Source organism: Pseudoflavonifractor sp. MSJ-30, assembly GCF_018918045.1.
In the GTDB taxonomy this organism is placed as follows: Bacteria; Bacillota; Clostridia; order Oscillospirales; family Oscillospiraceae; genus Faecousia.
Window position 1 is genome coordinate 1 of the sequence record NZ_JAHLPU010000011.1, and the last position, 22,584, is coordinate 22,584.

The following is a 22,584-nucleotide window of genomic DNA, read 5'->3' on the forward strand; positions in this document are numbered from 1 at the left end:
TAGTTTTATATTACAGTACAAAAATATTATATTATCGTATATAAGCATATATAATATACATATATCTTGAAATCGCCGCATAACGTGGATTTGACATTTTTTCTGTCCGGGTTATAATGGCCTTGCAGCCGAAATTCAGCTGTGAGAATCCCACCGCTTCCAAGATTGAAAAAACAGAAACGGAGAACTTTTTGAGCTGATAAGTTTTCGCAATCCCCGGAAAGGAGAATTTTATGAACACCTACTTTCATCGCGTAGCCCGGCAGACGCCCACCCGCTTCTGGATCAACAACGTGACCCGGGAACAGGCCCGGCTTGCTCTGGATGCCGGAGCGGTTGGCTGTACCCAGAATCCCGCCTACACCTGGAAAATGCTCCAGGGTCCGGACAAGGCCCATGCCATAGAGGTGCTGGACGAGATCCTGCGTCAGGAGCCGGAGGATTCCGTCGCCCTGATCCGGCTTCAGCGGGCGCTTGTGGAGGAAATCGCGCTGGCCTTTCTCCCCCTGTACCGGGAATCCGGCGGGAAACACGGCTATGTAAGCATTCAGGGGGATCCCTTCCACGAGGACTGCGAGAGCATTGTCCGCTGGGGGCGGTTCAACGCGGAAAATCTGCCCAACATCATGCTGAAGGTTCCGGCTACGGAAGAGGGGCTGAAGGCCATTGACATTCTCCTGCGGGAGGGCTACGCCATCAATGCCACGGAGGTAATGGCCCTGCGGCAGGCCGCGGACGTCTGCGACGTCTATACCCGGGCCACCGCCGGAATGGAGCGGCCCCCGGTGGCCTACTTCTCCCACATCGCGGGCATTTTTGACGAGCATATGACGGCGGCGGCCCGGGACATGGACATTCCAAAGGACTATGTCTGGCAGGCTGGTATTGCCGCGGCAAAGAAAATATACCAGTACACCAAAACCCACGCCCCCGCGGTGGGGATGATCAGCGGCGGCGCCCGGGGACTGCACCACTTCACGGAAATGGTCGGCGCGGACGCGGTGGTCACCATCAACTGGGCGAGCACCGCCGACAAACTGCTGGAGCAGGATCCCCCCGTTGTTCAGCGCTTCCTGGCCCCTGTGCCGCTGGAGGTCACGGATACCCTGTGCCGCTGTCTGCCGGAATTCCGTCAGGCCTACGAGCTTCACGCCATCGAGCCCAAGGACTATGAGGATTTCGGCCCCGTGGTCCGGTTCCGCAGTTCCTTTGAAAAGGCCTGGGCCAGCGCGCTGGACTTCATCCGGCAGCGCCGGACCGAGCTTTCCGGTTGAGGAACAGCGCCATGGGAAAGAAAGTGCTGGGCATTCTCCTGGGAGACGCCGCGGGCGTCGGGCCGGAAATCGTGGCGAAGGTTCTCGTCAGCGGCGTTCTGACGGAAGCGTGCCGCCCGCTGATCATCGGGGATATCCGAATTCTGGAGCAGGGACTGGCCATTATCGATGCCAAATACCCCCACTATGCCGTCACAGATTTATGCCAGGCCGATTGGGAAAGGGGCGTTCCCGTCTGGGACACCGGAGATCAGGATCCCGCGCGGGTCACCATGGGCAAAATGAGCGCCTATTGCGGAAAAGGGGATCTTTCTCAGTTTCACGCCGCCTGTCGGCTCTGTCTTGAGGGAAAAATCACAGGCTTTCTGTACGGTCCCATGCACAAGGGGGCCATGAAGGAGGCCGGAATGGTCCAGGAGAGTGAAACCGAGCTCATCGCGGATCTTTTGGGCAATCCCAACACCTGCGGAGAGATCAATATGCTGGGAAATCTGATGACCGTGCGGGTCACAAGCCACATTCCCATCAGCGCCGTCAGTGCCCATCTGAACGTTCCCGAAATTCTGGCGTCGATCCGGCTTGCCCACGACACAAGCCGCGCTTTCGGTGTGGAGGAGCCCCGGATCGCGGTTTCCGGCCTGAATCCCCACAACGGCGAAAACGGGAAATGCGGCCGGGAGGAGCTGGACGTCATTGCCCCAGCCGTTGCGGCAGCCCAGAGCCTCGGCTGGAATGTTACCGGTCCATATCCCGCGGACGTTGTATTCATGCGGGCCTTCCGGGGGGATTTTGACGCCGTCGTCACCATGTACCACGATCAGGGGCAAATCGCCCTGAAGACAGTTGGATTCGACCAGGGCGTGACCATCAGCGGCGGACAGCCCTATCCCATTACCACCGCCGCCCACGGCACCGCTTTTGGCCGCGCCGGTCAGGGCCGTGCCTCTGCCACCGCCTTTGAAAACGCTCTGAACGTTCTGTGCCGTATGGCGCGGAGCCGCGCATAAGCATACACGCTTCCCCCGACCGATGTAGGCAGACCTCGGTCTTCACGCGGGACCGGGCCGAGGGAGCCATAGCCTCCGGTCCGGATCTTCCCATAAAAAAGATGCCATTGCGGGCAAACACGGCCTCGCAATGGCATCTTCTTTCCATTTTTGCGTCTTTATTTCTCTTCCACCACCGGCAGCGGGGAGATGATGGGCTTGCCGTCCCGGTCCAGGAGGACCGTCAGGCCGCCGGCGTAGCTGCTGGTCTGGAAGAGATAGTTGACACCGGTCTGGGTGTCAACCCAGATCTCCGTGGTGCTGATAGCACCCTGACTGTAGGTGCGGACAAAACGCTTTTTATTCTTTTCCATCATACTTTTCCTTTCAAAATGGGGGCGCAGCGATTTTGCTGCGCCCCTTTGCGTGATTACTGTTTGGTGCCTTCCACAATGCCGTTGGCAAGACCCACCAGACCCTGCATCTCGCTGGGGATGATGATCTTGGTGGCCTGGCCGTCGGCGACCTTCTGCATGGCCTCAATGGCTTTCAGCCGCAGAACGCTGTCGTTGGGGGCCTTTTCGTTCAGCATGGCGATGGAGTCGGCCAGGGCCTGCTGCACTGCCAGAATGGCCTGGGCTTCGCCGTCGGCCTTCAGAATGGCAGCCTGCTTCTCGGCCTCAGCCCGGAGAATGGCGGCCTGCTTCTCAGCATCGGCCTTCAAAATGGCGGATTCCTTTTCGCCCTCGGCAATGAGGATGGCGGACTTCTTCTGGCCCTCGGCCTGAAGGATGGATTGACGGCGGTCACGCTCGGCCTTCATCTGCTTCTCCATGGAGTTCTGGATGTCGGCAGGAGGCAGGATGTTCTTCAGCTCTACCCGGTTGACCTTGATGCCCCAGGGGTCGGTGGCATCGTCCAGAATGGAGCGCATCTTGGTGTTGACCACATCGCGGGAGGTCAGGGTCTGGTCCAGCTCCAAATCGCCGATGATGTTACGCAGAGTGGTGGCGGTCAGGGTCTCCATAGCCATCATGGGCTGCTCCACGCCGTAGCAGTAGAGCTTGGGGTCTGTGATCTGGAAGTAGACGACGGTATCGATCTGCATGGTCACGTTGTCCTTGGTGATGACAGGCTGGGGGGGATAGTCCAGGACCTGCTCTTTCAGGCTCACCTTCCGGGCAACCCGGTCAATAAAGGGCACCTTAAAGTGCATACCCACGCCCCACACGCTGTGGAAAGCGCCCAACCGCTCCACAACATAGGCCCGGGACTGCTGGACCACGGAGATGTTGGAAATGATGATGACAAGGGCGAGAATGACGATGATAAGCAATACAATAGGCATAGATGTTCCTCCTTTTTTACTTGGCGGCTTCCGGCACCGGGACAGGCTTTACAAAGAGCTTTACACCCTCAATGCGGGAAATTTTCACAATGGTTCCTACAGGAATGTCCTCTCCCGAAACGCTTCTGGCGCTCCAGGTCATGCCGCCCACCTTTACCCGGCCGCAGGCCTTCAGGTTGTCAATGGGTTCCGTGACCACGCATTCCTTTCCGATCAGGGAATCGGCATTGGTTTTCTGGATCCTGGGGTTCACATATCTTTTCAGAATGGGCCGCAGCAGGGCAAGCAGCGCCACGCTGACCACCAGAAACAGCACCGTCTGCACAACGATGGATGCTCCCAGCAGTGCGGCAATCACCGCCGCCAGCGCGCCGGCGGCAAACCAGATGGACACCAGCGACACCGAGGCCCCCTCTGTCACTATGAAAAGAATGAGAAGCACCAGCCAGATATAAGCAGAAATATGCACGGAAATAACCTCCTTCCCGGAAATCCTTTTGGGATTTTCCTCTCTTGCTTACAGGTCTATGATATCAGCTTCCGCCCCCGCCGTCAATTGCGGGAATGGCAAAATAGACTGCTTTTTTTTGCCCTTTGGGAAAAATACAGCAGCACCGTACAATCCGGCAGGCAGATCCGTCGAAGCGCACAGACGCAATTGTGCGGTGTTGCCTGAAGAAATTTTTACTCCCGGTCCACCATTTCCTCTTTCAGTTCGTTTCTGCGGAACAGGAACCGGCGGATGGCGAAGAGTCCCGCGATGCAGGCCACAGACAGGAGGTTGCTGACGGGATCGTCGTGGCTCAAAATCACGTGCCGGGTAATGGCCACGGCCAGAACTTCCAGAATGTTGGCGGGGGTGGTGTCGATCAGCATACGCACAAATTCCAGACCCACCACAATGGTCAGCACCTCATGAAGAAAGCTCAGCACATCGGCAGAGGAGCCGGGATGGTGCACCAACTCCAAAATCAGCTTGGCAAAAGCGCCCAGCAGCACGATCAGCGTAAAAATCGCAATGAGCTTTTCCATAATATGCAGCACATGGCGGAAATAATGCTGAATTTTCGCCTCCCGTGCCTCGGATTGCCGGATCCGCTCCTCGGTTTTCTCCATATGTTCGTTGACCTTCTTTTCAATTTCCTGTTGTGTTGCCATGTGTGATCCTCCTGTAAGTTTGTAGAAGTTTTAGAGCGCTCAGAATACGAATTGACAATGGACAATTGACAGTTGACAATTGAGGTGTTTCCTTCGGAAACAACAGCGTGTCAAAAAAGCCCCAAAGATAGCATGTCATTCCGAACCAGTCCTCAGACTGGTGTGGGAATCTCCCGGATAGGCGTAGAAGTCACCGGTTTAGGGACTAAAATGTTTGAAAATCTGGGGGATTGTGCCCAAAGGAAATCCCCTTGGGGGACCACGGCAGTGTGCGCACTGCCTCGCAATGACATGGTTTTTCGACAGTCTGGTGTTTCCTTCGGAAACAATTCAAACATGTCCCGAAGGGCCCCTATAATTGTCAATTGTACATTGTCAATTGTCAATTTCATAAAACTTCCGCATTTCCTCCCTCGCCCTTCTGACTTCCTCTTCCAGCTCTCTCGCGGAAACCCGGAGGACGCCGGAGCCCAGAGCGGAGAGCTGGATCAGGCCATCGGACGATGCCACGCTGACCCGGTAGTTGCCGCCCATGTCTCTTGCCAATGCCTGGATATAGGCGTCCGCCGTCTCTCCCTCCCGGGTGAAGACCACCTGGATACCGGCATCCCGGTACTTTTCGCTGCCGGGCTGCCGATAGCTGTCGAAGACCAGAATGACCCGGGCCTTTGTAAAGCCCGCGTAGCTGGTCAGGGCATCCGTCAGATGCCGCCGGGCGGTGGAAAGGTCGGTTTTCGCCGTCTCCGCCAGGCTCTCCCAGGCGAAGATCATATTATAGCCGTCCACGATCAGGCATTTTTCTCTGGGTGTACGGATGGTCACCTCCGCGGCGGCGGAGGTTTTGGGGGCGGTGTACTGCCTGCGTCGGATGGGGCCGAATTCCCGCTCCATAATACGCTCCAGCTCCTGATCGTCCATGGCGGGCAGGAGGCGCATCTGGGGTTTTTCCGTCTTCAGGCCGCTTTCCAGGTGCATGTAATCCTTCACCTGATCCCATTTCACCGTATGCCCCGCACCGTGGCTGCAAAAAACGGAGTCCGGGGTGTTTTCCAAATCCGCTTCGGGATCGTAGGCCGTCTCCTCGATGACCTGTCTGGCATTGTGGCAGGGTTCGTAGCCCCGCATGGACAGGCTCAGCCGTCCATGGCCCTGGGTGTAGGCTGCCAGCACGGCGGCATAGTCCCGGATTTCCCCGGCGGGGACCCGTCCTTCCAGAATGGCCATTCCGCCCCGGCTCTCCGGGGACCCGGGCGCGCCGCCCATGGCCCGGATATCCGTAATGGCCCGGCCGATCTGGGCCTGCGGCAGCTCTATTTGGAAATCGTACCAGGGCTCCAGCAGCACATTTTTCGCCTGCATAAGGCCCTGCCGCACCGCCCGGTAGGTCGCCTGCCGGAAGTCGCCGCCCTCGGTGTGCTTCAGGTGGGCCTTGCCGATGAGCAAGGTGATCTTCATATCCGTAATGGGCGCGCCGGTAAGCACGCCCCGGTGCTGCTTCTCCGCCAGATGGGTCAGCACCAGACTCTGATAGGCCGGGTCCAGCACATCCTGTGGACAGACAGTGGAGAAGGTAAGCCCGCTGCCCGGCTCCCCCGGCTCCAGCAGCAGGTGGACCTCCGCATAGTGCCGCAGGGGTTCAAAATGGCCTACGCCCTCCACTGTATTTTCAATGGTCTCCTTATAAAAGATCCGAGGGTCCTCCAGCGTGATGTCCAGATCAAAGCGCTGTTTGACCAGGCTCTGGAAAATCTCCAGCTGGACCTGGCCCATGATCCGCACCCCGATCTGCTTGCCGTCCCAGGCGATGCGCAGCTGGGGGTCTTCCTCTTCCAGCTGCCGCAGTCTGGGCAGCACCACGGCAGGGTCCGCTCTGGGCGGCAGCGCCACCCGGTAGGTCATGACCGGTTCCAGTTCCGGGCGGAACCGGTCCGATTCCGCGCCAAGGCCCTGCCCCGCCCAGGTCGCCGTCAGGCCGGTGACGGCCAGAACGGCTCCTGCCTCTGCCCTCTCCGGCGTCTCGAATTTCTCACCGGAATAGAACCGCAGCTGTGCAGGCTTCTCCGTCAGGTTTTCTCCCTGTCGGTTCTGATAGCGGACCGGTTCCCGGACGGCAAGACTGCCCCCGGTGATTTTCAGCCAGGTCAGCCGGCTGCCCTGAGGATCCCGGGTGATTTTATAGACCCGGGCGGCGAAGTCCGCTCCATAGGTCTTTTCCGGGGCATAGACGTCCAGTCCATCCAGAAGCTCCGCGATTCCCTGATTTTTCAGGGCCGCGCCGAAGAATACGGGGAACAGCTGCCGTTTTTCGATGAGCTGCCGCAGATTCCCATCCGTCACCGGGCCCCCCGCCAGATAGCTTTCCAGCAAAGCCTCATCGCACATGGCGGCAGCTTCCCGGATGGAATCCACGCTGCCGCCGAAATCCACACAGCCCTCGCCGAACTCCTTTTGCAGCTGTTTCAGAAGCGTCTCCCGGTCGGCGCCGGGCAGGTCCATTTTGTTGATAAAAAGGAACACAGGCACACGGTGCTTTTCCAGCAGCCTCCAAAGGGTCCTTGTATGGGCCTGAACGCCGTCCGTACCGCTGACGACCAGCACGGCGCAGTCCAGCACCGGCAGTACACGCTCCGTCTCGGCGGCAAAATCCACGTGCCCCGGGGTGTCGATCAGCGTCACCGCCCGGCGGGCCGTTTCCAGCCGGGCCTGCTTGGAGAAAATGGTAATTCCCCGCTGCCGTTCCAACGTGAAGCTGTCCAGCAGCGCGTCCCCATGGTCCACCCGCCCCAGCACCCGCCGGGCGCCGGACACATACAGCAGTCCCTCCGAAAGGGTGGTCTTCCCGGCATCCACATGGGCCAACACACCAATACCACAGGGTGTCTTTTTCGGCTGCTCAGACATGATGTCAGCCCCCTTTCATCGTTAATTTTCTGTATTATACCATGAAAGGGGGCTATCGTCGATAGATCGGCGCGGATTTTTCTTACATTTGTGGTATTGCCCGCCTATGGCGGTTCGTTATCTTGGGAGGTTTGGGAAAATTTGAATACGCACTTCCCCTTCGGGCTCCCGATAAATCGTTGCCCTTCTCATAACCAGTTTCCACAGGCCATTCTTCTCCTCCACAGTAAGCGCATCATAGCTGTCCAGAATGTGCTGAGTGGTTGGGATCAGCTCAGCTGCTGCTCGTTTTCGCTGATTGCCGTCACTTTTCTGTCGAAAAAGATCCGTTTCGGATTCCCGAAGCTGTTCAATCTCCTTTGACAGAGCCGTATTGCGCTTGCTGAACATCTCGACCGAGTAGATACCCTTTTCCAAATACTCACAAATTTTCTCCTGTTGCAGCTGCAAGCCGGCAAGCTGGCTGTGAACTGTTTCCAAAGCCGTATCAATCGGGTCAACAGCCTGCGTTTGTGTCTGCTCAAGCTGGATTTGATATTCTTCAAGCCATTCCTCCATAGCATTCAGAATGTTTTTCTCCGCTACCTCGCATTTAATCATTTTGCAGTCGCAGTTACGGGTCATACAGCGGAACCAGGCTGTTGGGCTTTCCTTGGGGCGGGGAACATACCGCTTCATAATTCCCCCGCACTTTTCACAATACAGCACTCCAGCAAACGGGTTTTTTAATTGCCGTTCCGTATGATTTGAGGTGTGTTTATTCTACCCAACGATGAACGGAACAAAATATGTATTGATGGAGTTCTCACAATGGGCATATCGCGAGAATGCGATTCCATGCGTGGAAGCACTGTTAAGTGCGGGGTATAAACCTATTATCGCTCACATGGAGCGGTATAAATTTCTCAGGGATAATATGGAACTGGTCAACCGCTTCCGTGAACTAGGTGCGATGATCCAACTGAATACATATAGTCTGTTCGATGAGATGGATGAGCCTATCAAAAACTGGGCTAGACGGCTTGCGTTGGAGCGTAAGGTGGATTTCCTAGGTACAGATGCCCACAAGACATATTATCGTCCTCCCAGTGCCGAATATGGGTTAAATTGGCTATATGAAAATGTGGATCGTGGGTACGCCGATGCAGTTGCTTGGGAGAATGCACAAAAACTGCTTTGTGTATAAACAAGTTGAAATTCGAAATGTTACGCCTGTCTGTATATGAGGCGAAAAAATAATACTTTACAAATACAAACGTCCCCAACCATTATGGTTGGGGACGAACTATTTTATAGGGATTTTATGTGGTGCTCCTCTATCGGCTCACACATGGGCAAGTAGAGCCGTACAACATGGCGTCTTTTTCACCTGTTCAGGCATATAAAGCGCCCCCTTCCATAGATAACTACAGGTAGTATACCATGGAAGGGGGTGGTAAGTCGATAGAAATACGATATTATTTTGAAAAATATAGGGCTACCTGTTACATAAGGGGCTTAGTTGTTCTGTCTGGCGTAATATGGTCAAAACTAAATGTAAAGCTAAATAAAACTAAAGCACATTATTTAGTTTTTGACTTGGCGGCATGCCATTTGGCCTTATTTCTGGGCCCAACGGGATAGACAATTCCTTCATTTTTCATTTTTTGCAAAAGATTTGACACTTTTCTGGCTTTCTGGTCCGGTGATAGGACTGCAGATAATGCACCGCGGTCCAAAACCTCCAGGAGTTCCGGCATTGTAGAGGGCTGAATATCAAGTGCCTGCATAATCAGATGCCTACAAACACTTTCATCTAAGCCGCGATTTCGAATATAAGCAGTTTTCTGACCAACTGCAGTTGCAACCTTAAATGAGACAAAAATATTAGGATACCGCCCTTCAACCAATCCATTCTTTCGAAGAGTTACATAGTTTTCGTGAGATATTGGTTCCCTTTTCTGTATCCGATCCAACAAGAATACTGTCTGCAAATCCAGGTTCCCATTTGCATGAAGTAATTGGGTATAGTTTTTATCCAAAATTTTGCCAAATACAGTAACAGAAACTCTATTGATTGTTTCTAAATCATATGTGGGCAAGGGGAAACATTTTTCACGCTGGATCTGATAAATCATCGGAATGCCCATAGAGTTTGTGTCAATCATATATAGATTAACCATGGCTCTGCATAGAAATGCATTTCTATAATATGGCGGCTTGTAGCCCGGCTCCAATGCTTGCTCAATTGTTTCTGGAATAAACGCCCCTTCATTAATAAAAACCAATCGATCTTCAAATTCCTCAACATTGATTTTTCCACGAAGCCGATAATCAGAATGAGCAATACAGTTATTTAGAATTTCTTTAATCAGACTTGGATCATATTGGTCAACTTCTTCAGGAAACAGCGTTTGCTGACCAGCAATATATGCATAATATTGCTGGGCTGAGAGCTGCTTTCAGAGCGCAGGCCGGTTTGAGTATACCTTAATATCCGGCGGGTATGTAATACATATAATCGGATTGAACCAGAAAGCAGAAAGAAAAACAAAAGCCATCGGCTTCCGCTAATGTTCCCTGCAGCGCAGATGGCCCTGCTCATGTGCAATCGCATATTCCATGAGTTTTGTTCCAATAGATCGGAAAGGAAGTAGTTTCGGATCGGATGATGCCAAGCATAAAGGGTGTAGTCACAGCATCATATACCCATCTTTTATTTTTTCGGACGGCTTCCCTAAAAAATCATCGCGTTAGGGAATAGCTGAATACCAGATTACCAGCATGTTTTCCATCTCCCACTGTAATACCAGAGCGTTAGGAGAAGACAGCGGGTAACATTATCCATAACCATGCAAATCCAAACGGCTTCAAGTCCCATATGGAGCCAGTACACCAGGCACCAGCTCAAACCGTTTCGGATTCCCCACATGGTAAACAGGCTAATTAGGAAGGGCTGCTTAGTTACACCGATGCCGTGAAAGGTACCCTCCAGGATGATTAAGGCAGCAAAAATTGGTTCGCTAACGGCCACAATCCTTAGGACACTACTTCCCAAGGCAATCACTTGTGAATCCTTCGTAAAAATCGCCATTATCCAGGGTGCCTTCCACAATAACCCGAGGGACATAAGCGACATGATGGACACTGCAAAGTCCATGCCGGCTCTGACTACCTGGGAAAGCTTGGATAAATTCCGTTCTCCCAAAGCATTACCTGAAAGGGTTGAAACGGCAGTTTGGATACCATAGCCAGGGATATAGAAAGCCTCTTCTATCTGGAGTGCAATGGTATGGGCTGCAGTAGCTACTGTGCCCAGACTTGCCACAATGGAGGTAAACGTAACATAACCACTACCAATGACCAGGCGTTCTCCCATCAGTGGTAAGGACACAGAGAATACATTGCGAAGAATTTTACCATTAGGACATATTTTCTGTCCTACCAAAGTAGTCTCTGAATTAAGCATGGCGGCCGCAAAAAGCAGAATTCCCCCCATTCCGGTGCTCACTGCCGTGGCAATAGCCGCACCGGCGACCCCCAACCCCATTCCAGGGATCGTCAGTTGGAGCGTGTGCAGATGCACCATCACCGGTCTGCCTATCAAAAGCTGATTGAGTACAATATTCAGAAAATTGATTCCGATATTCACCTTCAAGGGGGTTCGGCTATCTTTGTTTGCTCGGAGCACATTGCCAAAAACGATCATGGAACACCGGAAGAACATGGCCAGGGAGACGATAAAGAAGTAGGTAGACGCATCTTTACGTATCTCCGGTGCAGCTCCCAGCCAAACAGGCAGAACCGGACTGATGGCCAAAGCAAGAATACTTTCCGGGATTCCCAGAAGCAGTAGCACCCAGATGCCCTGGGCAGAAACCTCCCGGGCACTGTCCTGATCTCCGGCCCCTGTGAATCTGGCAATATAGGACAAAAGCCCCAGACTGGCGGCAAAGATTATACCATTTAACAGCCAGTTTACGGTAGTAGTAACACCCACAGCTGCACTAGCTTGGGCACCAAGTTGTCCAACCATAGCAGTATCCACGTAGACTACCATTGTTTGCAGAAGCTGCTCCACAATGGTAGGGGAACCCAAAATCCACAGCTCCTTCAGCATCCCTTTATGTGGATGTTTAGCCATGGGAAATCACCTCGCCTTGCTTTACCACATCTACCAGATTTCCTTCACATCTTCCGAGAATACGTTGATGCGGGTGACACATATGCAATTCTCTAAGGATCATATCATTATCCCTACGATACAGTATATCGCAGGGCGGCGCGTCCAGTTGAAACATGGCAATAATTGATTTTTTAACGCCAAACAGTTCCTTTATCCAAAGCATGAGGAAGCCCCCTTCACTTCGCGTATTTTATCTGATTATAGCATATCGCATGCCACTGTCAAATTGCTCCAAAATAGTAGCTGGAGCGGAACCCAAGAGGAAACGTGCGTATTGCCGGAAAATTTTGGAAATAGCCAGGAAATATCCAATGTAAAACTTTAGGATTATAATGAATGCACCATTTTTTCATCCTCATGCTGTGGATAATTTGATATTGGTATATCCCGCTATATCAAAGTAGGCTAAAAACTCTACAAATCTTCTGCTTTTTAGCATAATCCGCTCGAATTGAAGGATTTCATTTCTAAAGCACTTAATTCAATGCTGAATAATGGACTATTTTGGAGGAGGAAGTATACAGAAATAATTGGTCTATTATTATAATTTGCTCTATACATCTATTGTGATCTTGCTGATTATTCTGGGGGGAGTGTAAAAACACCGAAATAGGAAAGAGAAAATCATCGCAGATTTCAGAAAGAAATCTGTTATATTTTAAGATAAGAAAAGACTATTTGAAATTTTTGGGGGCTTTTATATCAAAAAATGGTCATTCCTTTCCATTTGTTGACATTCCAAAATGCCCACGGTATAATGCTTTCAAGTCCACCGAGTAAAGACAAATGCGTTTATACATAGCAGTGGGCTGACTGAAAGGAGAAACAAGATGAAAAAATTGATATCTATCCTGCTTACCTTGGCAATAGTTGTGACTGTTCTGTCCGCCTGTGGAACTAGCAGTCCGGACCCGGTTGCGAATCCGACCGTAGTAGATGACGGTCGGAAGATTCTGAATGTTGGTCGCTCCAGTGAGTTATTTGATATGGACTCCACCATTGCCACTGAGGCTGATTGTCTAGAAGTTATTTCAGCCATTATTGAGCCGCTGTTCTATACCGGTCCTGACGGCACTCCTGTCAATGCTCTGGCTGAAAGCTACGAGGTAAACGAATCTGGCACCGAATACATTTTCCATATCCGACAGAATGCGAACTGGATGAACGGCACTCCAGTCACAGCAGATGACTTCGTGTTTGCCTGGAGACGTCTGGTTGATCCTGCGAACGCTTCCGAGTACAGCTTCATGATGGAAGTGGCAGCCGTGAAGAATGCCACCGCCATTATCAGCGGTGAAATGGCTCCCGAGGAGTTGGGCGTTTACGCTGTAGACAGCAAAACCCTGAAGGTGGAAATTGACCATCCCGTGACCTATTTCCTCAACCTGATGACCTTCCCCAGCTTCTGCCCCATCAACGAGGCCTATGCTACTGAAAAAGGCAGCCAGTACGCATTGGGCGCAGACAATCTGCTGTGCTGCGGTCCATTCTATATGTCCGCTTGGGAAGTTGGCGGCAATACCTACCAGTTGAAGAAGAATGATTCCTATTACGATGCTGAACATGTGTATCTGGATGAAATCAATTTCCAGATCATTAAGGACTCTCAGCAGACCATGCTGGCTTATGAGAACGGTGATTTGGACTATGTACGTTTGACCGGTGATCAGGTATCCCGTTATCAGAATGACGAAGGATTCACTAAGATCGAGGAAGGCTACCTGTGGTATTTGTCCCCCAATCTGAATCCCAGCAGTAGTGAGTTTTCTTCAGGCTTAGAAAATCTGAACCTGCGTATGGCCATCGCTCTGAGCTATGATAAGGAAATCATCTGCAATGAGCTGCTAAAGGATGGCTCCATCCCCGCAAACTTTGCCATCCCCAACAAACTAGCAATTGGGCCTGATGGTAAGGATTTCCGTGAGACCACCGGTACCTACCTGAACACTGACAAAGCAAAGGCTCAGGAATACTGGGAAAAGGCTAAAGCTGAACTGGGTGTTGACGAAGTCACCATTGAATTGATTTACGATGATTCTGATTCTACTCCCACTATTGCGCAGTTCCTGCAAAGTGAGATCGAAAACAATCTATCAGGTGTCCATTTGAATCTGAAGGCACAACCCAAGAAGAGCCGTACTGACCTGATGCAGAAGCGCAATTATGAGATGGGTCTGACCCGTTGGGGCCCTGACTACGCTGATCCAATGACCTATCTGGATATGTGGACTACTGGTTCCACCTATAATTATGGCGAATGGAGCAATGCGGAGTACGATCAGCTTATCGCTGATGCCAATGGAAAGCTGGCCAATGATCCGCCCGCACGTTGGGAGGCTCTGAAGCAGGCCGAAAAGCTGGTGATGGACAATGCCGTTATCCTGCCTGTCTATCAGAAGGGTACAGCTGCCATGGTTCGTCCCGGTATTACCGGCATTTCCTTCTTCCCCGTTGGTGTTGGTACCATCTACAAATCCGTTGATATCGTAAAGTAGTTGATATCGTAAAGTAAATATCAAAGAAACTGCTGGGCAGCCAATTCTGTGTGGGAGGCGGCTTCCCGGCAGTATCATTATTCCAATAGGGAGGATGTTAACGTGCTGAAATATACCGCGAAGCGTATTCTTTTGGCAGTTGTCACCATTTTTCTTATATTGACTCTGCTATTCATCATGCTCCAGGCTATGCCTGGCAGCCCCTTTAACGACGAAAAAATCACTCAGGTTCAGCGTGCTGCCCTAGAGGCAAAATACGGTCTGGACAAACCCTTGTATATCCAGTATTTCAACTATGTAAAGGCTATGCTCTGTGGTGACTTCGGCGTATCCTATGTTATTCAGAAGAACATGCCTATCTTGGACCTCCTGAAGGTTCGTGTGCCGGTTTCTCTGCAAATTGGCGGGCAGGCCGTGATACTAGGAACAATCATTGGAATTTTTCTGGGAATCGTGGCTGCCATTAAGCGCAATAGCTTCGCGGATAGTTTCGCCACCTTCATCGCCGTCATCGGTGTTTCCTTTCCCTCCTATGTGTTCGCTCTAGCCATGAGCTATTTCATCGGTTTCAAAATGGAATGGCTGCCACTGTTGTATACCACCTCGCATCCCTTCCTGTCCACTATCATGCCCACCATCTCCATGTGTATGTTCTCCATGGCCACGGTAGCTCGATTTGCGAGAACGGAAATGGTAGAAGTGTTGGGAAGTGATTACATGACATTAGCCGATGCCAAGGGCATCCCCACTCGTCGGCTCATTGGAGTTCATGCTCTGCGCAACACCCTGATTCCCATTATCACGGTGTTGGCACCTCTGACCATGGAGTTAATGACCGGTTCACTGGTGGTTGAACAAATTTTTGCGATTCCTGGTTTGGGCAGCCTGTTGGTTACTGCCATCCAGTATAACGATTACAATGTGGTATTGGCAGTAATTTTCTTTTACAGCATTGCCTTTATTCTGATAATGCTAGTAGTAGATATCCTGTATGGTGTTATTGACCCCAGAATTCGGCTGGCAAAGGAGGAAGTGAAGGTATGAGTCAGGAAAAAACGGTACTGACTGATGCCCATTTTGTATGGGCCAAAGAACACAACCTAGGAACAGATCAGGTATATGAAGCCCGAAGCTTTTGGAAGGATGCAGCAGCGCGATTCTGTAAAAACAAGGGTGCTGTATTCGGCTTGGTGATGATTGTCGTGATTATTGCTCTGGCTTTCCTAGGTCCAAGCATGAGTGGCTATGACTACCGCACTCAGGAAATGTCCCAACGGAACCTTCCACCCCATATTGCCGGATGGGACAATGCGCCCATTTTTAATGGAAAATACCAAGGATACAATGTGTATCAAGAAAAAGGCATAGAGAATGTGACACACATCTTTGGCACAGACACCCTAGGCAGAGATTTGTTTGCCAGAACCTGGACAGGTACCCGGATCTCTTTATATGTCGCTCTGCTTGCTATTTTGATTGACACCATTGTAGGTATGTCTCTAGGCCTGATTTCGGGCTATTTCGGTGGAAAAATAGACTTTCTTATTCAACGAATTTCGGAAATACTCTCTACCATTCCCACTACGGTGATCGTTACTCTTCTAATTGTTGTGATGAAGCCAGGTCTGGCCAGCATTACCATTGCCCTGATGATTACGGAGTGGATTGGTATGTGCCGTGTGAGCCGTGCCCAGATGCTTCGCCTGAAGGAGCAAGAATTTGTGCTGGCCTCCAAAACACTCGGTGAGAGCACCTTTTCCATCATCTTCAAAGAGATTCTGCCCAATGTGTTTGGTCAGATCATCGTTATGTGCATGATGACCATCCCCAATGCCATCTTTACGGAGGCATTCCTTGCCTTTATTGGTTTGGGTATTCCGGCCCCTCTGGCCAGTCTGGGTTCGTTGATCAGCGACGGCTACAAGTCCCTGACCATGTACCCCTTCTTGGTGCTGTTCCCTGTGGTGGTGCTGGCCATGTTGATGCTGAGCTTTAATCTGATGGCCGATGGCCTGCGGGATGCCTTTGATCCCAAGATGAAGGAGATGTGAGCCATGAAACAGAAAGCATTGACCATTCGGGATTTGTGTGTCAGCTTCCAAACCAGCGCAGGCCCGCTCCGGGCAGTACGTCATGTGGATTTGGATTTGTATCGGGGGGAGACCCTTGCCATCGTGGGAGAATCCGGCTCAGGCAAATCCGTCACTGTAAAAACCATTATGGGCATTTTGAGCAATAATCAGAGAATTGACTCCGGTTCCATTCTCTATCACAGTGTCGAAGACGAGACGGATACCATTGATTTAAGCAAGCTTTCCCGCCGGGAAATGCGCCGGAAGATCAACGGAACCCATATCGCCATGGTATTCCAGGACCCCATGACATCTCTGGATCCCACCATGACCATCGGAATGCAGCTTATGGAGGGAATGATTTACCACCTGAAGCTGACAAAAGCCCAGGCACGTCAGCGTGCCATTGCGCTTTTGGAAATGGTCGGCATCACCGATGCCCAAAAACGGATGAAAAACTATCCCCATCAGCTTTCCGGCGGTATGCGTCAACGCGTTGTGATTGCCATTGCCATATCCTGCAACCCGGATATCCTGATCTGCGACGAGCCCACTACTGCATTGGATGTGACTATCCAGGCTAAAATCCTGGAGTTGATTCAGGATATCCAGAAGAAAACAGGTATTTCCGTGGTGTTCATTACCCATGATTTGGGTGTTGTTGCCAAGGTGGCGGATTATGTGGCCGTCATGTACGCCGGACGGATTGTGGAAAAGGGAACGGTGCAGGACATATTCTACGATCCTAGGCACCCCTACACCTGGGGTCTGATGGCCAGCATGCCGGATATCCATGCAGATTCTTCACAGCGTCTGTATACCATCCCCGGAACTCCTCCCAATATGCTGAATCTTCCTCAAGGTGACCCCTTCGCTCCGCGTAATGCCTACGCCCTGGAAGCGGATTTCGTAGAAGAACCGCCTATCTTCCAAATCAGTGAAACCCACTCGGCTGCAACCTGGCTATTGGATTCCAGAGCACCCCATGTGGAACCGCCTCAGGCAATCAAAGCCAGAATTGGCAGAAAGGAGATTAGCCATGGCTGAACATCTTTTGGAAGTGAATAACCTAAAGCAATATTTTCCGGTGAGTAAAAGCTACACTGTAAAGGCTGTAGATGGTGTGTCCTTTTACATTGACGCTGGCGAAACCTACGGCCTAGTGGGAGAATCCGGCTCCGGAAAGTCTACCATCGGCAGAGCTATCATCCGGCTTTACGATCCCACCGATGGAATAGTAACCTTCGACGGGCAGGTGATTTCCGGCTCCATGTCAGAGAGTGAACGGAAACTACTCCGAACCAAGATGCAGATGATTTTCCAGGATCCCATGGCCTGCCTAAATCCCCGGAAGAAGGTATCAGACATCATTGCTCAGGGACTGGATGTGCATCATCTTTATAGCACACCTCAGGAGAGACAGGATAAGATTTATCGAATCATGGAAAAAATTGGTCTATCCCGTGAACATGCGAACCGATATCCACATCAGTTTTCCGGTGGACAGCGTCAGCGTATCGGTATTGCCCGAGCTCTGATCATGGAACCTAAGCTGGTCATTGCGGACGAGCCAATTTCTGCGCTGGATGTGTCCATTCAGGCGCAGGTGGTTAATCTTATGAAGGGATTACAGGAGGAGTTAGGTACTGCCTATCTCTTCATTGCCCACGACCTTTCTATGGTAAAATACATTTCTGATCGGATTGGGGTACTGCATCTGGGACATCTCGTGGAAACTGGAACAACTGATGAAATTTTTGATAATCCTATTCATCCCTATACCATCAGTTTACTCTCCGCAATCCCTCAACCTGACCCGGATGTGGAGAAAAACCGTGTGTCCATCAGCTATGTCGGCACTGGAAACGATTATTCCAAAGGCCGCTACCACAATCTGACTGCCACACATTCCGTACTGGCAACGGATGAGGAATTTGCCTCCTGGGTGCAGAAGCAGGAGAAAATATGAGCCTAGAAAATCAAATTCGTAACTGGATGCAAGGCAAGGAAGAGGAACTGGTAACCGCTCTGGCACCCCTGATTGCCGCAGAGTCTACCCTGGGCGAAGCAAAGCCGGGTATGCCCTTCGGGGAAGGCCTTGCGAAGGCACTGGAAGAAGCTCTGGCCTTGGCAAAAGCCTGGGGCTTTCGTGCTGAAAACATAGATGGTTATGTGGGCACGGCAGATCTGAGCAATTGCCCGGATGGACTCCATGTTTTGGCTCACTTGGATGTTGTTGGAGCAGGCACAGGATGGGATACTCCTCCCTACAGGCTGATTCGCCAGGGGGATCTGATCTTTGGCAGAGGCGTGGATGATGACAAAGGGCCTCTGGTAGCAGTTCTGCTTGCCATGCGATGCATCCGGGAGCTGGGGGTGCCACTCTCCAAAAATGTAAAGCTGATTATGGGTACGGATGAGGAAACCGGTTCCCGGGACTTGGCCTACTATTATGCCTCACATCCCTATGCGCCCTATGCCCTCTCCCCGGATTCAGTTTTTCCTGTGACCAATGTGGAAAAAGCGTGCTATGCCCCCAAATTCTCCAAAAAGTGGGTGGCCACAGCCAACAGCATCTCCATTAACGGAGGCATTCGGAAAAATGTTGCTCCGTCCAATTGCTCTGCAGAGGGCATTCCGTGTGATCGGGAGACCCTTACTAAGGCGATACAGACAGTGCGTGAAAAGACAGGTGTCAGCTTTGAATGCATCCAAATGGACGATTCTTGGAAAATATCTGCAATGGGTAAGGCAGCCCATGCTTCCACTCCTAACGAGGGAAATAACGCCATCACCGCTATGCTGGAGCTGCTATCCATGCTACCCTTGCCAGAGGGTTCGGAAAAGGAGACCATTGTTAGTCTGCATCAGTTATTCCCCCATGGTGATCACCATGGGCAGGCCTTGGGGATTGCCATGGAGGACGATGTCGCGGGGAAAACTACAGTAACCCTATCCTTACTCCACATGGACAATCAAGGATTTGAAGCACAATTTGATGCCAGACTCAGTCTGGCTGCCACGGAAGAGAATACCGCACAGGCAGTTTACACGCAATTCTCTACTTTGGGATGGGACTGCCACGGAACGTTCCATCCAGCTCATGTGGTAGATGGAGATTCAGACTTTATCAGAACACTGATTTCCTGCTATGAAACCTTTAGCGGGAATGTCGGCTATTGTGAATCCATGGGTGGCAGTACATATGTCCACAACGTTCCCGGAGGAGTGGCCTTCGGAGCTGGGGAACATGGCTTCGATTCCCACCTCCATGGTCCAAATGAACGGGCTCGAATCAGCCAGCTCCTGAAAACTTCTGAAATCTACGCAGCCGCCATCGCAGCTCTGTGCAGGTAATACAAAAAGCTGTCATTGCAAACTGATCTACAGATTGCAATGACAGCTATTTTGATGACTGATACTATTTCCTGATTAAAATCTTAATTTTAATCAGGAAGGCATCGCCTGAAGGCGCTGCCTGTTTTGTGATTTATAAGGAAAGAAATCACAAAACAAGTCTCATATGAACTCCATGCCCTTCAGGCAATTAAAATCTTTTTTAAAGATTTTAATTGGAGTTCAGTATGATGCGAAAAATGTTTCAAACCTTTTACTGTTTTCCTAGAACAAATAACACCATAAAAGAAAGATGCCGGTAATACTGATACATAGTAAGAAAAAGTGAAACATCTTGGTGGAATTTAGAGCGGAAAAGTTAAGAATTAATCAGTTTATAGTATTGGATCCCAATACACTTAGTTCTCCGGGAGAATGGTTTTTAGGCACTCGCAAGAACGGGCAATGGAGTTATGAGGGTCTTCCCAGTAAATGGAATCGTTGATTTCCAGATCCAAACACCCCTGATAATCGTGCCGTTCCAGCGTTCGGACATACCCTTCCAGCCGCTCCCGTCCGAAATCTCCGTCACCGACGATCAGATGATGGCTGTCGGAGTAGTGAACCCACGCCAGCTTCTCGCCGAAGGTTTCACAGTAGGCTTCCAGGTTTTCCCCCGCCACTTCCATAGCTACCAGATCTACGCAGACTTTAAGGTTGGGAGAGCCTACAAGGGACAGCATTCTGGAAATATCCGGCAGGGTTGTACAGAGATTACTCTCATATGGCTGAAGCTGTTCCAGAATCAGGTCAACGCCCATACGTTCGGCTACATCGCACAGTGCGCGGTAGCTGTCGGCAGTCCGCAGAAAGCCTTCCTCCCGGTTCAAATCCCGGCTGTGGCAGCCAGTGTTCAGAAACACCCGGTTTGTACCGAACTGCAGCGCATCCTCCATGGCTGCTTTCATATAATCCAGTGTCCGGCTTCGCAGGGGAAAATCCGGCGTGCTGTAGCTGAACGGGTAACCCAGCGTTTCCGGAGTGTAGATCACCACCTGCATTCCCAGGTCGTCCATCGCCCGGCGAAGCTGAGCGATTTTTTGTCCTGCCTCCCGGGAACTATTATAGTCCAGGCGGCAGTAGTGAGGCGCACCGCCCCACATATCAATTTTTGACAGACCGCATCGTTTCATGGAGTCCAGATAGTAGGCAAAGCTGTACTGGACATACTGAACGCTCATGACAGCCACGTCCTGCATAGTGATACGAGACATTGTAATTCCTCCTTCTCAGTTACAGTGCGTTATGTACAACGCTTCCGTTCAGCAACGTCAGATCCACCTTCAAATTCCGGCTGTTCTCCACCGGGGTGGTGAACAGATTCCCAGACAGAACGGCAATATCCGCCTTTTTTCCGGGCTCCAGCGTGCCCAGGCTATCTTCACAGGACAGATTGTAGGCGCCGCCCCGGGTCCATGCGGTGAGAAGTTCCTTGACAGTCAGCATATTCTGCTTGTTAAAGGGTTCGCCGCCCTCGGGGAAGTAACCGCCTACAGCGTGATAGACGGACTCGGGGATGTTGTCAATCAGCAGAGGCAGATCGGTACCGCAGCTGAGGGGTACGCCGGAATCCGCCATTTTCCGGCGGTTCCAATAGTAGCGACCCCGATCCATACCGATTTTCTCCGAAATCATGGCAAGCTTTCCTTCCCGATCGGCAATCGACTGGATCTGGGGATAGATTTCCGCGATAACGCCCATGGCGCCCATACGCTCCAGATCGGAAGGATCGGAGAATTCCAGGTCGGTAATGGCGTGGCGGTTGATCACATGGCCTTGTTTATCCCGGCGGCAGGTTTCGTAAATATCCAGAACTCTGGCGATGGCGGCATCGCCCTGGGCGTGCAGGGAGAATCGGAAGCCCTCCGCGTCTGCGGCACGGGTCTGCCGGGCCAGACTGTCCCAGTCGATGTTCTGGGCACAGCAGGTGTCGGCGCAGCAATAGGGCTGCTTCAGATCGCCGCACAGCTGGCTGATGGAACCATCGGTCATCTGGTTATAACCGGAGAATCGGACAAATTCGCCGGTAAACTTCTCCCGCATGGCGCGTCCGTACGCCAGGTCTACTTCCTCAGCCACAGGCTGGCTCATAAAGTTCACCCGCAGGGTCAGATCCCCGGACTGTTCCAGCTCTGCCAGAATGTCCGTGAAGCCATAGAACCGATCAAAGCCCATCTCCTTAACGGAGGTGACGCCCCGGCTGTTCATCATTTTCATATATTTTTTGAATTCCGGAATAATGAAGTCCCGATCACCCAGAATATCCGGCAGCAAGCGGACGTAGGCTTCGGGGTAGCAGGTTTCCGGGGTAAAGCGGTAGCGCTCCAAAGCGGCACTGTTCATCCAGCAGGTTTCGCAGCCCTGGGCGAACAGAATTGCCGGACGGCTGCCAAAGGCCTCGTCCAGAGCGGCAGTGCCGTTGACAGGCACCTCTTGGGCGTTCCAGCCGTGGCACAGCACGCTCTTTTCGGCGGGGATCGTATCGGCGTAGGCTTTCGCGGCCGCAATCAGCTCCCCTTCGGTTTTGCAGGCACTCAGATCCGCTCCGAGGAAGCCTACGCTGTAGCCGGTGAAGAAGCAGTGTACATCCGAAAAGCCGGGGGAAATGGTTCTGTCCCCCAGATACAGGACCTTGGTATTCGGCCCCAGGATCGCCCCATCCAGCGCGCCGTGGCCGACACAAAGAATTTTGCTGCCCGCCACAGCCACAAAGCCAGCGAAGGGTTCTTCTCCGGCGGCGGTAAAAACGCAGTTGGACTGCAACACTAGATCTGCGTATTTAGACATAA

19 protein-coding genes are annotated in these 22,584 nt (G+C 51.6%); 9 read left to right on the forward strand and 10 right to left on the reverse strand.

Features of this window, described 5'->3' with window-relative positions:
- The first annotated feature begins 233 nt into the window (after positions 1-233).
- Both KQI10_RS01110 and KQI10_RS01115 read left to right on the forward strand, forming a co-directional pair.
- Positions 234-1,274, forward strand: coding sequence for a transaldolase family protein (locus tag KQI10_RS01110; protein ID WP_216565555.1), 1,041 nt, complete (start codon positions 234-236; stop codon positions 1,272-1,274).
- 11 nt (positions 1,275-1,285) lie between these two features.
- Positions 1,286-2,281 carry a PdxA family protein gene (locus KQI10_RS01115; protein ID WP_216565556.1) on the forward strand — a complete coding sequence of 332 codons (996 nt, stop codon included), beginning with the start codon at positions 1,286-1,288 and terminating at the stop codon, positions 2,279-2,281.
- A 158-nt stretch (positions 2,282-2,439) separates the two neighbouring features.
- On the opposite strand, the gene KQI10_RS01120 is transcribed toward KQI10_RS01115, so the two are convergent.
- The 6 genes from KQI10_RS01120 to KQI10_RS01145 form a co-directional block, all read right to left on the reverse strand.
- Positions 2,440-2,634 carry a DUF6440 family protein gene (locus KQI10_RS01120; RefSeq protein WP_216565557.1) on the reverse strand — a complete coding sequence of 65 codons (195 nt, stop codon included), beginning with the start codon at positions 2,632-2,634 and terminating at the stop codon, positions 2,440-2,442.
- 56 nt (positions 2,635-2,690) lie between these two features.
- The gene (locus KQI10_RS01125; protein WP_216565558.1) at positions 2,691-3,608 is read right to left on the reverse strand and encodes an SPFH domain-containing protein; all 918 of its coding nucleotides are present in this window, start codon (positions 3,606-3,608) and stop codon (positions 2,691-2,693) included.
- Positions 3,609-3,624: 16 nt separating this feature from the next.
- On the reverse strand, positions 3,625-4,077 hold the full coding sequence (locus KQI10_RS01130; RefSeq protein ID WP_216565560.1) for an NfeD family protein: 453 nt from the start codon (positions 4,075-4,077) through the stop codon (positions 3,625-3,627).
- Between the two features lie 215 nt (positions 4,078-4,292).
- Positions 4,293-4,766, reverse strand: coding sequence for a phosphate-starvation-inducible PsiE family protein (locus KQI10_RS01135; RefSeq protein ID WP_216565562.1), 474 nt, complete (start codon positions 4,764-4,766; stop codon positions 4,293-4,295).
- Between the two features lie 375 nt (positions 4,767-5,141).
- The gene (locus KQI10_RS01140) at positions 5,142-7,667 is read right to left on the reverse strand and encodes a translation factor GTPase family protein (RefSeq protein ID WP_216565563.1); all 2,526 of its coding nucleotides are present in this window, start codon (positions 7,665-7,667) and stop codon (positions 5,142-5,144) included.
- Between the two features lie 117 nt (positions 7,668-7,784).
- Positions 7,785-8,375, reverse strand: a complete 591-nt coding sequence (locus KQI10_RS01145; protein WP_216565564.1) for a zinc ribbon domain-containing protein — start codon at positions 8,373-8,375, stop codon at positions 7,785-7,787.
- Between the two features lie 64 nt (positions 8,376-8,439).
- Here KQI10_RS01145 and KQI10_RS01150 point away from each other — a divergent pair, with 64 nt between their 5' ends.
- On the forward strand, positions 8,440-8,853 hold the full coding sequence (locus KQI10_RS01150; RefSeq protein WP_256445283.1) for a CpsB/CapC family capsule biosynthesis tyrosine phosphatase: 414 nt from the start codon (positions 8,440-8,442) through the stop codon (positions 8,851-8,853).
- Positions 8,854-9,229: 376 nt separating this feature from the next.
- Here the strand turns inward: KQI10_RS01150 and KQI10_RS01155 are convergent, their stop codons facing one another.
- Both KQI10_RS01155 and KQI10_RS01160 read right to left on the reverse strand, forming a co-directional pair.
- Positions 9,230-10,075, reverse strand: a complete 846-nt coding sequence (locus tag KQI10_RS01155) for an ATP-binding protein (protein ID WP_216565596.1) — start codon at positions 10,073-10,075, stop codon at positions 9,230-9,232.
- Positions 10,076-10,422: 347 nt separating this feature from the next.
- On the reverse strand, positions 10,423-11,790 hold the full coding sequence (locus KQI10_RS01160; protein WP_216565566.1) for an MATE family efflux transporter: 1,368 nt from the start codon (positions 11,788-11,790) through the stop codon (positions 10,423-10,425).
- A gap of 872 nt (positions 11,791-12,662) precedes the next feature.
- Here KQI10_RS01160 and KQI10_RS01165 point away from each other — a divergent pair.
- From KQI10_RS01165 to KQI10_RS01190, 6 genes are all read left to right on the forward strand, one after another.
- A complete protein-coding gene (locus KQI10_RS01165; RefSeq protein ID WP_216565567.1) occupies positions 12,663-14,327 on the forward strand; it encodes a peptide ABC transporter substrate-binding protein in 1,665 nt (554 codons plus the stop codon).
- A 102-nt stretch (positions 14,328-14,429) separates the two neighbouring features.
- On the forward strand, positions 14,430-15,371 hold the full coding sequence (locus tag KQI10_RS01170; protein ID WP_216565568.1) for an ABC transporter permease: 942 nt from the start codon (positions 14,430-14,432) through the stop codon (positions 15,369-15,371).
- Entirely contained in the window at positions 15,368-16,378 is a 1,011-nt protein-coding gene (locus tag KQI10_RS01175; RefSeq protein WP_216565570.1) for an ABC transporter permease, read from the forward strand. Before KQI10_RS01170 ends, KQI10_RS01175 begins: the two co-directional genes overlap by 4 nt.
- A gap of 3 nt (positions 16,379-16,381) precedes the next feature.
- On the forward strand, positions 16,382-17,446 hold the full coding sequence (locus tag KQI10_RS01180) for an ABC transporter ATP-binding protein (protein ID WP_216565571.1): 1,065 nt from the start codon (positions 16,382-16,384) through the stop codon (positions 17,444-17,446).
- A complete protein-coding gene (locus tag KQI10_RS01185) occupies positions 17,439-18,368 on the forward strand; it encodes an ABC transporter ATP-binding protein (RefSeq protein WP_216565572.1) in 930 nt (309 codons plus the stop codon). Before KQI10_RS01180 ends, KQI10_RS01185 begins: the two co-directional genes overlap by 8 nt.
- Entirely contained in the window at positions 18,365-19,756 is a 1,392-nt protein-coding gene (locus tag KQI10_RS01190; RefSeq protein ID WP_216565573.1) for a Sapep family Mn(2+)-dependent dipeptidase, read from the forward strand. Before KQI10_RS01185 ends, KQI10_RS01190 begins: the two co-directional genes overlap by 4 nt.
- A gap of 398 nt (positions 19,757-20,154) precedes the next feature.
- Here KQI10_RS01190 and KQI10_RS01195 read toward each other — a convergent pair whose 3' ends face one another.
- Together KQI10_RS01195 and KQI10_RS01200 are read right to left on the reverse strand one after the other, a co-directional pair.
- Positions 20,155-21,009: a sugar phosphate isomerase/epimerase gene (locus KQI10_RS01195; protein WP_216565575.1), complete on the reverse strand. Its 855-nt coding sequence runs from the start codon at positions 21,007-21,009 to the stop codon at positions 20,155-20,157.
- A gap of 19 nt (positions 21,010-21,028) precedes the next feature.
- Positions 21,029-22,582: an amidohydrolase gene (locus tag KQI10_RS01200; protein ID WP_216565576.1), complete on the reverse strand. Its 1,554-nt coding sequence runs from the start codon at positions 22,580-22,582 to the stop codon at positions 21,029-21,031.
- Between the last annotated feature and the right edge of the window lie 2 nt (positions 22,583-22,584).

What these genes read in the sequence shown, in the direction of transcription:
- KQI10_RS01135 (WP_216565562.1), bottom strand. Translation starts at nt 4,766, where the DNA reads ATGGCAACACAACAGGAAATTGAAAAGAAGGTCAACGAACATATGGAG.
- KQI10_RS01180 (WP_216565571.1), top strand. Translation starts at nt 16,382, where the DNA reads ATGAAACAGAAAGCATTGACCATTCGGGATTTGTGTGTCAGCTTCCAA.
- KQI10_RS01200 (WP_216565576.1), bottom strand. Translation starts at nt 22,582, where the DNA reads ATGTCTAAATACGCAGATCTAGTGTTGCAGTCCAACTGCGTTTTTACC.
- KQI10_RS01110 (WP_216565555.1), top strand. Translation starts at nt 234, where the DNA reads ATGAACACCTACTTTCATCGCGTAGCCCGGCAGACGCCCACCCGCTTC.
- KQI10_RS01190 (WP_216565573.1), top strand. Translation starts at nt 18,365, where the DNA reads ATGAGCCTAGAAAATCAAATTCGTAACTGGATGCAAGGCAAGGAAGAG.
- KQI10_RS01160 (WP_216565566.1), bottom strand. Translation starts at nt 11,790, where the DNA reads ATGGCTAAACATCCACATAAAGGGATGCTGAAGGAGCTGTGGATTTTG.
- KQI10_RS01150 (WP_256445283.1), top strand. Translation starts at nt 8,440, where the DNA reads ATGAACGGAACAAAATATGTATTGATGGAGTTCTCACAATGGGCATAT.
- KQI10_RS01115 (WP_216565556.1), top strand. Translation starts at nt 1,286, where the DNA reads ATGGGAAAGAAAGTGCTGGGCATTCTCCTGGGAGACGCCGCGGGCGTC.
- KQI10_RS01165 (WP_216565567.1), top strand. Translation starts at nt 12,663, where the DNA reads ATGAAAAAATTGATATCTATCCTGCTTACCTTGGCAATAGTTGTGACT.
- KQI10_RS01120 (WP_216565557.1), bottom strand. Translation starts at nt 2,634, where the DNA reads ATGGAAAAGAATAAAAAGCGTTTTGTCCGCACCTACAGTCAGGGTGCT.
- KQI10_RS01125 (WP_216565558.1), bottom strand. Translation starts at nt 3,608, where the DNA reads ATGCCTATTGTATTGCTTATCATCGTCATTCTCGCCCTTGTCATCATC.
- KQI10_RS01185 (WP_216565572.1), top strand. Translation starts at nt 17,439, where the DNA reads ATGGCTGAACATCTTTTGGAAGTGAATAACCTAAAGCAATATTTTCCG.
- KQI10_RS01195 (WP_216565575.1), bottom strand. Translation starts at nt 21,009, where the DNA reads ATGTCTCGTATCACTATGCAGGACGTGGCTGTCATGAGCGTTCAGTAT.
- KQI10_RS01140 (WP_216565563.1), bottom strand. Translation starts at nt 7,667, where the DNA reads ATGTCTGAGCAGCCGAAAAAGACACCCTGTGGTATTGGTGTGTTGGCC.
- KQI10_RS01175 (WP_216565570.1), top strand. Translation starts at nt 15,368, where the DNA reads ATGAGTCAGGAAAAAACGGTACTGACTGATGCCCATTTTGTATGGGCC.